Here is a 13019-nt window from a genome sequence, read left to right as displayed (position 1 = left end):
ATCCAGGTCGCCGAACTGGTGAAGGCCGCTCGCGGCCACGAGGGCGAGTTCACCGCCGAATGGCTGTCGGCGGAGTTCGAGAAGCATTGGGAGCGACGCGGACGGGCTGCCGTCGAGGTCACCCGCCTTTACCTGGGCGACCCCGACTACGCGACCCACCTGGAGTTGTCGTTTCCGGCTGCCGCCGTCAGTCCCGCCATCGCGTCGGCCCTGTTCGGTCTCCTCTCCGAACCGAATCCGCTGCTCGGTCTGCGGACCCGCGAGGACGTGGAGGGCTTCATCGCCGCGGTGGCCGGAGAGCCGCACGACGAGGTCCTCGCCCGCTTCGCGCCGGCCGGACAATTCAGCAGCGCCACCCCGGAGGCCGTGAGCGCCTGACTTTCGCTCCCTCCGGCGCCATGTGATACGAACAACATCGTCGTTCGAGCCGGGGCCGGAGGGGGCAGATGTGAAGTCGGGGTGGACGTTGGCCGACGCGCCTCCGCAGACCGGTCGGGTCGCGGTGGTGACCGGCGCGAATTCGGGAATCGGCCGCGAGATCGCGCTCGGGCTGGCGACGCTGGGCGCGCGCGTGGTGCTGGCGTGCCGTAACCCGCAGACGTCGGCCGAGGCTCGCGACGACATCGTGGGCAAGGTCCCCGGGGCAGAGTTGGAGCTCGTCGATCTCGACCTTGCGAGTCTCAATTCCGTCCATGACGCCGCCGCCGAGATCCGGCGGCGTCATCCTCGGCTCGATCTGCTGGTCAACAACGCCGGGGTCATGCGGGCACGGCGCGAACTGACCCCCGATGGTTTCGAGATGGACTTCGGCACGAATTATCTCGGTCACTACGCACTCACCGGGCTCCTGACCGATCGCCTGCTCGCCGCGGACTCGGCACGCGTGGTCACCGTGGGCAGCCATGTCCACCGGGCGGGCTCGATCGACTTCGCCGATCTGCCGATGGACCGCAGTTTCAGTACCGCCGCAGCGTATTCGCGTGCGAAGCTCGCCCAGATGCTGTTCGCAATGGAACTCGACCGCCGGATGAGAAGTGCTGAGGTGTCTGCGATCTCGCTGGCGGCCCACCCCGGAGGCACCCGGACCGGGGTGATGCGTGAGCAGAGCCGGTTCCTCCAGTGGGCCTACCACGCGCCGTCGCTGCGCTGGCTCACCGACCGGTTCATCATGGACCCGCCCGACGGTGCCCTGCCGGTTCTTCGTGCCGCCACCGATCCGAAGGCTCAGGGCGGCGACTACTACGGTCCGGTCGGCAGTCTCGGGCTCGTTGGTCCGCCCGTACTGGTCGAGCCGTCGGTGAAGGCCAAGGACCGCGACGTCGCCGCACGGCTGTGGGACATCGGTGCCGAGCTCACCGGGGTGACCATCGACCTCGGTTGACTTCTTGTCAGAGCTTGAACCGACCCCCATTGCTCCCTGAGCTGAGGTGCGAGGAGCGAAGCGACCATTATTCTTGCTCCCTGAGGTGCGAGGAGCGCTAGCGACGAGCCACCAAGGGTCGCAACACGTTCCGTCAGATCGCGAACCGCCCGGCGAATGATCGCAGCGGGAGGTCGGCACTCGTCACGATGCCCGGAGGTGCCGCCACGACGGACCGGATCGAGTTGAGGGCCGGGAGTCCGGTGACGGTCATGCCGATGGATGCGAAGTTCTCCGGCTTGCTGAGGTCGAAGCCCTTACGCGGGAAGATCATGTGCTTGGAGTAGATGTTCGGGTCGCCGGTGACCTGGGTGATGTAGCAGGCCTGGATGTTCCACGACGGATCGGTGTGCGGTGTCATCTGCCATTCGAGGTGGGATTCGACGCGCGCCACACCGTCGACCATGCCCTGGTATTTGATGTAGCTGCCGCCCAGCGAACCCTCCGGGAGCTGATACCAGCCGAGGTCGACGTCCTTGGTGCAGGCGCCCAGTTCGTAGGAGAACGCCACCTCGTCGAGCTCGAGGTCGAAGGCGTCGGCCATCAGATAGACGGAGTCCGCGAACACCGCGGTGTACTTGTACAGCGAATCGGGGATGCTGGGGTCGTCGACGGGCAGGCCGTATCCTACCGCCTTCCAGGTGTCGACGGAGTGGTGGCAGGAGACGTCGACGGACTCGATGACCGTCACGTTCTCGATGTCGGCCACATCGGCGGTGTGCACGATGCCGAGGATCTGCGCCAGACCGGGGTTCATACCGGTGCCGTAGAAGGTTGCGCCGCCGCGCTCGCAGGCCTCGGCGATCACCTCGCTGACCTTGCGTCCGGAGTGGTGCGGGTGATTGGTGTCGCGATGGAATCCGGTGATCCAGTCCGCCGTGGTCACGACGTTGATCCCGGCCTCGAGAACCTGGACGTAGAGGTCCTCGTCGGGGAAGACGCCGTGGAAGGTGAGGACATCCGGACGGGCGGCGATGATCTCCTCGACCGTGCCGGTGGCCGTCACCCCGATCGGGTCGAGGCCGACGATCTCACCGGCGTCGCGGCCGATCTTGTCTGGCGTATAACAATGCAGCCCAACCAGTTCGAGGTCGGGATGCGACTGGATGCGCCCGATCATCTCGGTGCCCAGATTGCCGGTGGCGACCTGGAAGACCCGGATTCGTTCGGTGGTGGTCATGACAGATCCTCTCGGGCTGAACGTATGTCAGGACTGCGTGGCGGCGCGTAGCGCCTCGAGCTCGGAACGGCGGATGCGGACGAAGTCGTCGCCTTGTGGCAGCACCGCTCCACTCGACGACGACGTATCGGCATCGTCGGGTCCGCCGTCGGGGTAGAACTGCCGCGCCCACTTGCGAAGTGCGGTGAAGCCCTCGAACTCTCTGCGGGACAGTGCGGGTGGATCGGAGTAGCGCTGGTGTGCCCAGATGTCGATGTCGGCGGCGAACTGCTCGATGACGAGGTCGGCCATCACGGTCCCGTAGCGGGTGATCTCGCCGGCTTCCTCGCCCGGCTTGCGGCCGATCCACACGGTGAACCGGACGTCGGAGGTGTGCTCGTCGACCGGGGTGACCGCCGGCATCGTGCGGTTGTCGACCATGCCCCAGCTCTTGGTGACCGAACAACCCAGCCCGGCGTTGATGGATTCGACTCCGCTGGTGGCGTTCTCGAGTGTTGCGCCCTCCTCGAAGGCGATGGTGAAGTCGACATGCGACACCGGCCCGTCGAAGTCGTGCCGGGTGAACTCGGGCATGAACGGTGTCTTGTGGACGAACTTGAAGTGGGCGAAGTCGACGCCGTTCTCCATGATGTACTGCGGGTGGATCTCGAGTCCCGGACGGAAGAGGGTGGCCGCGGGCACCGGCGGGTAGTAGTCGGCGGCGGTGCGATCGTCGTCGAAGTCGCCGAAGATGTCGGGAACGTCGAAATGCGGTGGACGACCCTCGAGGTCGTGCCAGATCCAGACGGCCTCGTTGCGCTCGACGACCGGATAGCTGCGGATTCGTCGCCCACGATTGGGATGTTTCTCGTACGGGATGCAGACGTTGCGCCCCTCGCGATTCCACTCCCAGCCGTGGAACGGACACACCAGGTTCTCGCCCTCGACATGGCCGCCGTGGCCGAGGTGGGCGCCGAGGTGTTCGCAATAGGCGTCGAACACGGAGACCCGGCCCGACCGCGACCGCCAGGCGACCATCTCGCGCCCGAAGTACTTCATCGTGTGGACCGCCCCGACCGGGATCTCCGAGCACCAGGCGACCTGGAACCAACCGGTGGGTGTCATCGACAGCGGCGTTCTCGCCATGCGGCAACCGTAGGTCCCGCGCGATGAGAATGCAAGAGGGTTCTATGAAAAAGTACGTGCCTGGTCAGCTGGCGGTTTCAACGAGCTCCGGACGCGGTGACGCGGAATGCATGACCCGATGGATCTCGGCCGTGAAGTCGTCGGCGGCCTCGATGTTCGACGCGTGGCCGGTGTCGAGGACGACCAGGCGATCGAGGTAGCCGCGAATCGACAGGGCATGCGCGATGCGCTGGGTCATCGCGTGCGGGAGAAGGAGGTCGTGCCGACCGCCGATGACCGTGGTCGGCACGGTGATGGCGTCGGCGCCGGCGGGTCCCATCGCCAACTGGAGAAGGGCCACGGCGGACTTCGCGCGCGAGCTGGGCGAGCACGAGCGGGTCATCGCGAGAACGAAGGCGGCGTGATCGACGGTCGCCGATCGGCCGTTCAGGATGCGATGCCGGATGACGCTCCGTGTGAACCGATCTCCCGGGAAAGGAACCGGTATGGACAGCGCCATCTGGAGCAGCCACAGCGGCGCCTTGATCGGGCCGTTGACGAGTGGCAGCACCCGGCTCTCGGTGGCGACCCCGCCCCAGGTGGTGTTGGCGAGAACCATTGCGGTGGCTCGTGACTCGGCCTGATCACGATGCCGGTGGGCCCAGGCCTGCAGGGTGATGCCGCCCATGCTGTGCCCGACGAACACGGCTGTGGCTGCTTCGGGGAGTGTCTGGTTGACAACGGTGTACAGGTCATCGGCCAAGACGTCGGTGTCGAACGCGCGCCGGCCCCAGGTGCTCTCGCCGTGGCCGCGCTGGTCGTAGGCGATGACGTGGTAACGCTCGGCCAGCGCATTGATCTGCGGATTCCAGTACTCGACACAACACGACCAACCATGCACGAGAACAAGTACGGGAGCGTCCGCCGGCCCGTGGTGGACGACGCGCAACCGCGCGCCGTCATCGGTCACCGCCCATGAGGTCCGTTCGGGTTCGCGGCTGTTGAACAGCGTGTCCACGTAGACGCGGTTGCGGAGTCGGCGACGTGCCTCGGCCGGCAGCAGTCCGGACAGTGCGTGTCGGGCGGCTCCGATGCCGGTTGCTGCATTCATGTCGTCCCCCTCGGACCGCCGGTGACTTGTGTCACATCGGCTGCACAATGATACAAACTCCAATTGTCTGTATCTACCGCTTCGGGTAACGGTTTGTGCCAATTGTCGGGTTGTGTCCGAACGGGCCGGCTGCCTGGTCGGACGATGGTCGTCCGCACTTCGTCGCGGTCGGCCCGACGGACGGGTAGCCGAGCGAACGACCGCCAAACATCGCGCCGGTCAGCGCATTGCCGCTACGCCATGACCGCGGTCGGCAGCGGCTACGATCGGCAGCCATGGCTCCCGGCGAATCCCGAACCTCCGACGTCCGCGCGGTGGACGACGGATCCCCCGACGGCGGTACGGGCAGCGTCACCCGGCGGGTGAACAGGCGCGGCCAGGCGACGCGCGAGGCGATGCTCGACGCCGCGCTCGCCTCGTTGGCCACCGGCGATCCCGCCTCCGTGTCGGGCAATCGGATCGCCAAGGACATCGGCGCGACATGGGGCGCGGTCAAGTACCAGTTCGACGACATCGACGGCCTGTGGGCGGCGGTGCTGCATCGGACCGCGGAACATCGCGGCGACCTCCCGATGAGTGTGAAACCCGATGCGCCGCTGGCGGAGCGGGTCGCGGCCATCGTCGACCTCATGTACGACGGACTGACCGCGCCCGAATCCCGTGCGATCGAGACCCTGCGGGCGGCCCTGCCGCGCGATCCGGACGAGTTGCGTCGGATGTTTCCCAAGACCGCCGCCGAGTTCGCGTCGTGGGGGCCGTCGTGGATCGATTCGTGCCAGCGCGCTTTCGCCGACCTCGACGTCGATCCGGAGCGGGTACGTGAGGTCGCGGCGTTCCTGCCCGGGGCCATGCGAGGCCTGGTGTCGGAGAAGCAACTCGGCACCTTCCAGGATCAGCAACTGGCCCGACGTGGCCTGGCGAGGGCCATCGTCGCGCTGCTCGCGGGCTGAGGAACCGCCCCGACGGGTCAAACTCCGCGCTCGGGGGCATCGCCGACCAGTGGATTGCGCATGACCGGTGCCGGTTTCGCTCGCTGTCCCGCGGGCTATTCCACGAGGCGGCCTGGCGGACGCGGGCGGCCGTCGAGAGGCCGACGCTACCGACGACAACGTGCTCGCGCCACGTGTGCGCGGCGGCGACGTCGAGATGCCACGCGCCTTCGACCATTTCGATCTCACCGTCTCGCTCCGAGCCGCGCCCTGACATCCCGGGTCACGCAGGGTTGACGAGAGCCTGTCCTGGGTATGAACAGCGCACCGATCAGCGGTTGACGTCGGACGCCCGGACGCCGAGACAAGGACAGGGCGGTCCACGGACCGCGATGCCCAATGGTGGGTTTCGGTGCGGCACGATAGGAGACGACCGATGGGGTCTCACTGCAGGACTACGCGCGATCACGACGAGATCCGAGAGTGGGCGACCACCCACCGGGGTGTGCCCGCCCGCGTTCGCGACATCCGGAGCGTCGGCGGAACAGGAATGCTCCGCATCGACTTCGACGGTGCGGTCGACGGCGACCTCGAGCACATCACCTGGGACGAGTGGTTCCAGAACTTCGAGCGCGCCGAACTGGCTCTCGTCTACGAAGCGGAGAAGTCCGACGCCAGCAGGACCTTCGCGAAAGTCGTGCCTGCGCCGGACTTCTGAGCCGAGCTCAGACCCGCCGGGCCGCGTACCGGGCGCCCTCGAGCGTCATGCCGTTGACCGAGTAGAGCACGTGCAGGGCATTCGGGCCGCCGACCGGCGCGCCGTCGCAGATGGTGTCGCCGGGGATGCAGTAGCGAACGGTGCGGCTTCGGTACGGTGCGGCCACCTTGACCGGGGGAGCGCCGATGTCGTCGATGAAGCGATCCGACGGCGCGCCGTAGAGCACGATCGCGGCGACGTTGCGCGCCATGTTCGCCGGCAGCGGCGGCGGCACGAACCGGTCGTAGGCGGCGTACCGGGCGGGCAGGTCCAGCCCGGCGTGGACGGCGTAGCCGGCGACGACGGCGCCCTGGGAGTAGCCGCCGAGGACGACCTTGGTGTCCGGGCACTTCGCGGCCAGGTACTTGATGCGGTTCTGGGTGGTGCGGACGCCGTCGGCCACCGTGCGCGCGAACTTCAGCCGGTTGTTGAACTGGTCGCTGGCCGGGTACTTGACGCCGTAGGCGCTGACGGACTTGCCCGGCAGCTGCGAACGAACGGCCTCGACGAAGGAGATCCCGGTGAGGCCCAGCGGCGGAGAGGTCTCCACGGTTCCGCGTGCGAACACGACCTCGACGTCGGAGCACGATGGTGCGGCCTGCGCCGTGGGCGTGCCGACGGCCACCGCCCCCGTGATCGCCGCGATGACACAGAGGACGGAGACACTGAACCGTTTGATCACCAGGCCAATGGTAGAGATCACCTCGCGCGGGGATAAGGGCCTGATCGTCCCAAAGATTGAGCCGATCCAGGGCCATCCGAGAGTCGGTTCGGCACGAACAACCGGGTTGAACGTATGAGAGGTTTGTAGAATCACGGGGTTCGCCGGGCTGATCCGGCGCATCGAATCGAGGTTGAGTGCCGGTGGCAACAGACGTCCATTTCAAGATCGCCGAGCTGGCGCGGCAGATGCATGCCGTTCCCGAGTCCACGGAGGACACGTCGGCCGAGGTGCTGCCCTCGGTCACCGCCGGTGCCGTCGAGTACGTCCCCGGTGCGCAGTACGCCGGCGTTCTCGTGGTCGATCAGAAGAACAACTTCGACACGCTGGCGCCCACCGACCCGCTGATGAACCTGGCCGACCGAATCCAGAAGGAAACGGGTGAGGGTCCGTGCCTGCAGGCGGCCTGGGACCACCACACCGTGCTCGTGAACGACATCGCCCGCGACGAGCGATTCCCTGCCTTCTCCGCTCGCATCCTCGACGCGAGTCCGCTGCGGTCCAGCCTGTCTTTCAAGCTGTTCACCGACAAGGGGACCATCGGTGCCCTCAACATGTTCGCCGATACGCCCGACGCCTTCGGCGACGAGTCCCTGGAAGTCGGCCTGTTGTTCGCGACCCACGCCGCCCTGGCGTTGCGTGCCGCGCGGCAGCAACAGCACTTCCGCAGTGCGCTGGCCAGCCGGGACATCATCGGCCAGGCCAAGGGCATGATCATGTACCGCTTCCGCATCGATGCGGTCGCCGCCTTCGCTCTGCTCCGACGCCTGTCCCAGGACACCAACACGCCGCTGGCCAAGGTCGCCGAACAGCTCATCGAGAGGGAACTGGCCGAGCCCACCGAGGGGGACGCAGGGTCGCTCTCCTGACCGGGCAGATCGGCGTCGGGATCGGTAGGCGGCAGCATGCTGTCACGACTACGTTGGCCACATGCGCAGCCGGCACGTCAGTGTGGTCATCAACGCCGAACCCGCGAGGGTCTACGACTTCGCGGCCGAGCCCGACAATCTGCCGCGCTGGGCCGCGGGGCTGGCGAAGTCGGAGGTGGTCCGGCGGGGTGACGAGTTGCTCGTGGAGTCGCCGATGGGCACCGTGACCGTCCGGTTCGTCCCGCGGAACGGACTCGGCGTCGTCGACCACGAGGTGGTGCTTCCCGCCGGGGACACCGTGCTCAATCCGCTTCGGGTGCTGGCACATCCAGAAGGTGCCGAAGTCGTCTTCACGATCCGGCAGCTGGCCATGTCCGACGACGAGTTCGACCGCGACACCCAGATGGTGGAAAAGGATCTCGCACAACTGAAATCGCTGCTGGAGACGGCCGGCCCGGCCTAGTGTCGAACCGGGTCGAACCGGCCGGCGTCACTTCCGGTGCACCGTGAAGTCGACGGAGTCCGACTGCCGCAGAGCTTCCCACGCGGCCGAACTGACGCCGAGCGCGTCGAGTAGAAAGGCCGCGACTGCGTCGGCCACCAGCGCGACCCGGGCCGGGTTCTCATCGGTGGTCTCCCGGACCGCCTCACCGGCGATACCGCCGAGAGTGTGTTCGCCGTCCGGAATCCACATCAGGTCCGTCGTGCCGGGGGCGAGGTGGAAGGCATCGGTCAGCCACTCCGGGCCACGTGTCGACAGTGCCGAGTCGTCCTTGCCGCCGGCGACGACGAGCGCCGGGGTGGACATCGTCGAGAAGTCCGGCCGCATGAACGGCAGGTGTTCGCGCGCGTACTCGCTCAGGCTGTCGCCGGTCCCGGCCGTCGCCATCAGTGCGCCCGCTCGCACGGCGGGGTGTGCGAGATCCGGGCCGACGACCCCGTCCGGCCCGATCACACGCGCGCCGAGGAGGGTGCCGACGGTCTGACCGCCCCATGAGTGGCCGGCCGCGGCGAGCAGGCCGATGTCGACGCGCCGGCGCAGGTCCCCGCCGGCCGCGATCAGGATCTCGTCGAGATGGTCGATCACCGCGTGCGCGTCCTGCACCCGCGTGCGCCAGATGGACGCGAATCGCGGGTCGTCGAATCCGATCCCGTGGCGCCGGGAATCGAGGTGGGTCGGCTGTACGACGACGAAACCTGATGCGGCCCAACGATCGACGAGTGGTGCGTAACCGTCCATCGACCAGGCGTTGCCGTGGGAGAACACGAGAACCGGGAGCCGATCCCCGGTGACCGGTGCGGTGACCCTCGCCGTCAACGGGAGCGGACGGTCCGAGGTGGGGACGACGATGGGCTTGACGGAGACGATCTGACGAGCGAGCACTTCCGTGGACATGGGAGTTCCCTTCGGGACGGGGCCGGTGCGCGATAACCTGGACGGAACGATGTTCCGCCAAACTAGCGGAACGGTGTTCCGCGAGCAAGGGGTGGACGGTGTCCGCAGGAAAAACAGCACGTCAGATGCAGGCCGAACGGAGCCGTACGGCACTTCTGGAGGCGGCGGCCGCGGCCTTCGTCGATGCGGGCGTGCAGGCCCCGGTGCGGGACATCGCCACGCGTGCCGGGGTGGGTGTCGGCACCGTGTACCGGCATTTCCCGACCCGGGCGGAACTGGTCACCGCGGTCTACCGGCACCAGGTCGACGAATGTGCGGCACTGGCGGAACAGCTTCTGGCCGAACAGGTCCCGCCGCGTGCCGCGCTGTGCCGGTGGACGTCGGCGTTCACCGACTTCCTCGTCACCAAACACGGCTTGAGTGACGCGCTCAGCTCCGACGACCCGAGCCTCGTCGATCTGCACGCGCTCATCTTCGACACCCTTGTGCCGGCGTTCGCCTCGCTACTCGAACCGGCGCAGGCCGCGGGAGAGGTCAGCCGGGACATCTGCGCGCTGACCTTCCTACGGGCGATCGGCAACCTGTGCATCATCGGACCCGGGTACACCGACGCCGACGCCAGGGCAATGGTCGGTCTGTTGCTGATCGGCTCCGGTGCATCGTCGGTAGGGAGTGAGTACGCATGACGCAGCGTCGGCTGTTCTTCATCCACGGCGCGGGCGGGTACGCCGACGACGGCCCGCTCGCCGAGGCGCTGGCCGCGGCACTCGACGCGTCGCTGGACATGCCTCGTTTCTCTGACGACGACATGTCGATCGAGGCGTGGGCCCGTCCGATCCGGGAGCGTCTCGAGGGACTGGACGCCGACGATCACGTCGTCGCGCACTCGTTCGGGGCGACGGTGCTGATGCATGTTTTCGCCGACGCCGATGTCGCCTCGAGAAGTGCTGTGCTTCTTGCGATGCCGAACTGGGGACCGGACGGTTGGGATGTTCCGCAGTACGTGTTCCCCGGTACCGGCTCTCTGCTCCCTTCGTTCCACCACTGCGTCGACGACGACGTGGTGCCCGTCGAGCACCTGGACCTGAACGCGGCGTTCCTTCCGTCGGCGCCGCTGCATCGTCATCCGGTGGGCGGTCACCAGTTCGACGGGCTCGCCGACGTCGTCGCCGCCGAGCTCATCACCGCCGAGAACCGATGAGCGAGAACAGCGCGGCCGACGCCGACGCCCGAGGAGTGCCGGCCGCGTCGGCGGCGGGGCGGTGGCTGATCGTCGTCGCGGTGCTCGGTTCGGGTGTCGCCTTCATCGACGGCACCGTCGTCAACGTCGCACTGCCGGCCATCGCGCGCGACCTCGATACCGGTCTACGCGGTCAGCAGTGGGTACTCGACGGGTATCTGCTCACGCTGAGCGCGTTGTTGTTGATCGGTGGGGTCGCCGGCGACCGGTATGGGCGTCGGCTCGTCTTCGCCGGAGGTCTCGCCGTGTTCGCGGTGGCCACGGTCGCGTGCGGGCTGGCGCCGACCGTCGAACTTCTCGTCGCCGCACGGATCGTGCAGGGGATCGCCGCCGCCGCGGTGGTGCCGGGCAGTCTGGCGTTGATCAACGCCGAGATCCGGCCGTCGGACCGCGGTGCGGCGGTCGGTCTGTGGGCCGGGATGTCCGGCGCGACCACGGCTCTGGGCCCGTTCCTCGGTGGCTGGCTCGTCGACGCGGCGTCGTGGCGGTGGACATTCCTGCTCAGTGTGCCGCTCGCCCTGGGAGCGTTGTGGATCGCGATCCGGCATGTCCCCGAATCGCGAGGCGCGCCGTCGAACGCCCGGCTGGACGTGGCGGGCGCCCTGGCGATGACCGTCGGGCTCGCGGGCGTCATCTACGCCCTGATCGAGGGGCCGTCGAACGGGTGGAACGGGGTGACGGTTGCGGCGGGGGTGGTCGGAGTCGTCGCGCTGGTGGGCTTCGTGGTGATCGAGTCGCGGGTGCTGGCGCCGCTGCTGCCGCTGGGGTTGTTCCGGTCGTCGCAGTTCACCGGCGCCAATCTGACGACGCTGCTGGTCTATGCGGCGCTGGGCGGTGCGCTGTTCCTGCTGGCCCTGCAGTTGCAGCAGAGCCTCGGTTACTCGGCGTTCGAGGCCGGCGCGGCGATGTTCCCGAGCACGTTCATCATGCTGTTCGGGTCGCCCTTGGTCGGCAAGCTGGCGCAGCGGACCGGGCCACGGCTGCCGATGACGGTCGGCCCGCTCATCGCGGCCGGTGGTTTCGCGCTGATGTCCCGGGTCGAGCCGGGCTCGGGCTACGTCGACTCCGTGCTGCCCGGGGTGCTGCTGTTCGGCCTCGGCATGACGGTGACGGTCGCGCCGCTCACCTCAGCGGCGCTCGCCGCCGTCGACGACGCGCTCGCCGGCACCGCGTCGGGCGTGAACAACGCGGTGGCGCGGCTCGCGGGGTTGCTCGTGGTGGCGGTGCTGCCCGCCGTGGCGGGGATCGATGCGGGCCCCGGCGATCCGCTCGGCGACGGCTTCCGGACGGCCATGTACATCTGCGCGGGATGCTGCGCGGTCGGCGGGCTGGTGGCGGCGTGCACGATCCGCTCGAGCACTGATGTGCGGCCGCAGGTCCGTGCGGGTGTGGACACCGCCTGTCAGGAAGCGGCTACCCGGGCAGGTTAGGCCCGGCGTTCGCCCGTGCCGGCCGCGATGGCCCAGAGCACCAGGACGGGCTGGAAGAACAGTCGCGTCAGGCGCTTCTCGTCGGTGTCGAGTCCGAAGGCGTCGATGTGCTCGACGTACTGGTTGATGTTGCCGGGGAAGATGACCACGAAGAACGCGGCGACGATCCACGACACCACCTTGCGGTGGCGGGGCAGCGCGATCAACGCGGCGCCCAGGGCGATCTCGACGCCGCCGGAGGCCAGCACCACGAAGTCCTTGCTGAACGGCACCCAGTCGGGGACCTGTGCCTGGAACTCCTCGCGCTGGGCCGTGAGGTGGCCGACGCCGGCAATCACCAGCACCGCTCCCAGGGCGATCCGGGCGATGGCCCGGCCCAGCGGCTGACGAGTGGTGGTCGGCGTGACGATGGACATGTGGGCTCCTTGGGTGGGTGTCGGTTCGGTTCTACCGCACTTCGTGGCGGGCGGGGTTTCGGACGGTCAGCGCCGGAGGGTTCGGGTCGGGATGAGTCTTGATGACTATTTGTGGCACAGAAGTACTTACTTGTGATTGAGTGTTGTGACTGCGACCACAACTGTGTGGTCGCTCGTTGTATGCAGAGGACCGCCCATGACCCCCGATGTCGCACCCGCACACCGACTCTCCGTGTCCTGGCTGCAGGCTGTGCCGAGTGCGCTGCGCGGGGCGGCCGGTGTCGTCGTGACCACCGCGGCGTTCTTCGTCGCCGTCGCGGTTCTGGTGATCGCCCAAATCGTCGTCCTCGCCACCCGCGCCGCGGTCGACCTCACCTGAGGTTCGCCCGGCTGACGCTCACGCCCACCGTCCCGACCGGACGGCTTCACCTGGGCGGCCGCACCCC

The 13019-nt window shown here is 67.9% G+C and carries 15 protein-coding genes and 1 pseudogene; 10 read left to right on the top strand and 6 right to left on the bottom strand.

What is annotated here, in order from left to right; all coding sequences use genetic code 11:
- A pseudogene (locus M4D77_RS21340) lies at positions 1 to 378 on the top strand (cadherin repeat domain-containing protein); the annotation flags it as partial.
- 70 nt (positions 379 to 448) lie between these two features.
- Entirely contained in the window at positions 449 to 1381 is a 933-nt protein-coding gene (locus tag M4D77_RS21335; RefSeq protein WP_065632436.1) for an oxidoreductase, read from the top strand.
- A gap of 133 nt (positions 1382 to 1514) precedes the next feature.
- Here M4D77_RS21335 and M4D77_RS21330 read toward each other — a convergent pair whose 3' ends face one another.
- The 3 genes from M4D77_RS21330 to M4D77_RS21320 form a co-directional block, all read right to left on the bottom strand.
- Entirely contained in the window at positions 1515 to 2600 is a 1086-nt protein-coding gene (locus M4D77_RS21330) for a dihydrodipicolinate reductase (RefSeq protein WP_259937317.1), read from the bottom strand.
- Between the two features lie 27 nt (positions 2601 to 2627).
- Positions 2628 to 3725, bottom strand: coding sequence for a Rieske (2Fe-2S) protein (locus M4D77_RS21325; protein WP_259937316.1), 1098 nt, complete (start codon positions 3723 to 3725; stop codon positions 2628 to 2630).
- A 64-nt stretch (positions 3726 to 3789) separates the two neighbouring features.
- Positions 3790 to 4815, bottom strand: a complete 1026-nt coding sequence (locus M4D77_RS21320; RefSeq protein ID WP_259937315.1) for an alpha/beta fold hydrolase — start codon at positions 4813 to 4815, stop codon at positions 3790 to 3792.
- A 275-nt stretch (positions 4816 to 5090) separates the two neighbouring features.
- Here M4D77_RS21320 and M4D77_RS21315 point away from each other — a divergent pair, with 275 nt between their 5' ends.
- Both M4D77_RS21315 and M4D77_RS21310 read left to right on the top strand, forming a co-directional pair.
- Positions 5091 to 5765: a TetR/AcrR family transcriptional regulator gene (locus tag M4D77_RS21315; RefSeq protein ID WP_388028564.1), complete on the top strand. Its 675-nt coding sequence runs from the start codon at positions 5091 to 5093 to the stop codon at positions 5763 to 5765.
- A gap of 415 nt (positions 5766 to 6180) precedes the next feature.
- The gene (locus M4D77_RS21310) at positions 6181 to 6462 is read left to right on the top strand and encodes a hypothetical protein (RefSeq protein ID WP_065632445.1); all 282 of its coding nucleotides are present in this window, start codon (positions 6181 to 6183) and stop codon (positions 6460 to 6462) included.
- A 7-nt stretch (positions 6463 to 6469) separates the two neighbouring features.
- On the opposite strand, the gene M4D77_RS21305 is transcribed toward M4D77_RS21310, so the two are convergent.
- Complete coding sequence (locus tag M4D77_RS21305) at positions 6470 to 7192, bottom strand: cutinase family protein (RefSeq protein ID WP_078114030.1); 723 nt, start codon at positions 7190 to 7192, stop codon at positions 6470 to 6472.
- Positions 7193 to 7365: 173 nt separating this feature from the next.
- On the opposite strand from M4D77_RS21305, the gene M4D77_RS21300 reads away from it, so the two are divergent.
- Both M4D77_RS21300 and M4D77_RS21295 read left to right on the top strand, forming a co-directional pair.
- Positions 7366 to 8091 (top strand): GAF and ANTAR domain-containing protein, encoded by a 726-nt coding sequence (locus M4D77_RS21300; protein ID WP_259937314.1) that lies wholly within the window; start codon positions 7366 to 7368, stop codon positions 8089 to 8091.
- 61 nt (positions 8092 to 8152) lie between these two features.
- Positions 8153 to 8554: an SRPBCC family protein gene (locus tag M4D77_RS21295; protein ID WP_159371539.1), complete on the top strand. Its 402-nt coding sequence runs from the start codon at positions 8153 to 8155 to the stop codon at positions 8552 to 8554.
- Between the two features lie 27 nt (positions 8555 to 8581).
- Here the strand turns inward: M4D77_RS21295 and M4D77_RS21290 are convergent, their stop codons facing one another.
- Positions 8582 to 9487, bottom strand: a complete 906-nt coding sequence (locus M4D77_RS21290) for a chlorophyllase (protein WP_259937313.1) — start codon at positions 9485 to 9487, stop codon at positions 8582 to 8584.
- 98 nt (positions 9488 to 9585) lie between these two features.
- On the opposite strand from M4D77_RS21290, the gene M4D77_RS21285 reads away from it, so the two are divergent.
- Genes M4D77_RS21285 through M4D77_RS21275 form a run of 3 tightly spaced genes read left to right on the top strand, consistent with a single transcriptional unit; the run spans position 9586 to position 12157 of the window.
- Positions 9586 to 10173, top strand: coding sequence for a TetR/AcrR family transcriptional regulator (locus tag M4D77_RS21285; protein WP_259937312.1), 588 nt, complete (start codon positions 9586 to 9588; stop codon positions 10171 to 10173).
- Positions 10170 to 10688, top strand: a complete 519-nt coding sequence (locus M4D77_RS21280; RefSeq protein WP_226514163.1) for an alpha/beta fold hydrolase — start codon at positions 10170 to 10172, stop codon at positions 10686 to 10688. Before M4D77_RS21285 ends, M4D77_RS21280 begins: the two co-directional genes overlap by 4 nt.
- Entirely contained in the window at positions 10685 to 12157 is a 1473-nt protein-coding gene (locus M4D77_RS21275) for an MFS transporter (RefSeq protein ID WP_259937311.1), read from the top strand. Before M4D77_RS21280 ends, M4D77_RS21275 begins: the two co-directional genes overlap by 4 nt.
- Here the strand turns inward: M4D77_RS21275 and M4D77_RS21270 are convergent.
- Positions 12154 to 12573 carry a MauE/DoxX family redox-associated membrane protein gene (locus M4D77_RS21270; RefSeq protein WP_058249658.1) on the bottom strand — a complete coding sequence of 140 codons (420 nt, stop codon included), beginning with the start codon at positions 12571 to 12573 and terminating at the stop codon, positions 12154 to 12156. The genes M4D77_RS21275 and M4D77_RS21270 overlap by 4 nt on opposite strands.
- Positions 12574 to 12769: 196 nt before the next feature.
- Here M4D77_RS21270 and M4D77_RS21265 point away from each other — a divergent pair, with 196 nt between their 5' ends.
- A complete protein-coding gene (locus M4D77_RS21265; protein ID WP_065632450.1) occupies positions 12770 to 12952 on the top strand; it encodes a hypothetical protein in 183 nt (60 codons plus the stop codon).
- The last annotated feature ends 67 nt before the right edge of the window (positions 12953 to 13019 follow it).

Source organism: Gordonia sp. p3-SID1431 (assembly GCF_025143765.1).
Classification (GTDB): domain Bacteria; phylum Actinomycetota; class Actinomycetes; order Mycobacteriales; family Mycobacteriaceae; genus Gordonia; species Gordonia hongkongensis.
The sequence above is the reverse complement of the archived record's forward strand: the minus strand, read 5'-3'. Positions and strand labels throughout refer to the sequence as shown.

Coding starts and splice junctions, on each gene's coding strand:
- M4D77_RS21330 (WP_259937317.1), bottom strand. CDS start 2,600: ATGACCACCACCGAACGAATCCGGGTCTTCCAGGTCGCCACCGGCAAT.
- M4D77_RS21325 (WP_259937316.1), bottom strand. CDS start 3,725: ATGGCGAGAACGCCGCTGTCGATGACACCCACCGGTTGGTTCCAGGTC.
- M4D77_RS21320 (WP_259937315.1), bottom strand. CDS start 4,815: ATGAATGCAGCAACCGGCATCGGAGCCGCCCGACACGCACTGTCCGGA.
- M4D77_RS21315 (WP_388028564.1), top strand. CDS start 5,091: ATGGCTCCCGGCGAATCCCGAACCTCCGACGTCCGCGCGGTGGACGAC.
- M4D77_RS21310 (WP_065632445.1), top strand. CDS start 6,181: ATGGGGTCTCACTGCAGGACTACGCGCGATCACGACGAGATCCGAGAG.
- M4D77_RS21295 (WP_159371539.1), top strand. CDS start 8,153: ATGCGCAGCCGGCACGTCAGTGTGGTCATCAACGCCGAACCCGCGAGG.
- M4D77_RS21290 (WP_259937313.1), bottom strand. CDS start 9,487: ATGTCCACGGAAGTGCTCGCTCGTCAGATCGTCTCCGTCAAGCCCATC.
- M4D77_RS21280 (WP_226514163.1), top strand. CDS start 10,170: ATGACGCAGCGTCGGCTGTTCTTCATCCACGGCGCGGGCGGGTACGCC.
- M4D77_RS21275 (WP_259937311.1), top strand. CDS start 10,685: ATGAGCGAGAACAGCGCGGCCGACGCCGACGCCCGAGGAGTGCCGGCC.
- M4D77_RS21270 (WP_058249658.1), bottom strand. CDS start 12,573: ATGTCCATCGTCACGCCGACCACCACTCGTCAGCCGCTGGGCCGGGCC.
- M4D77_RS21265 (WP_065632450.1), top strand. CDS start 12,770: ATGACCCCCGATGTCGCACCCGCACACCGACTCTCCGTGTCCTGGCTG.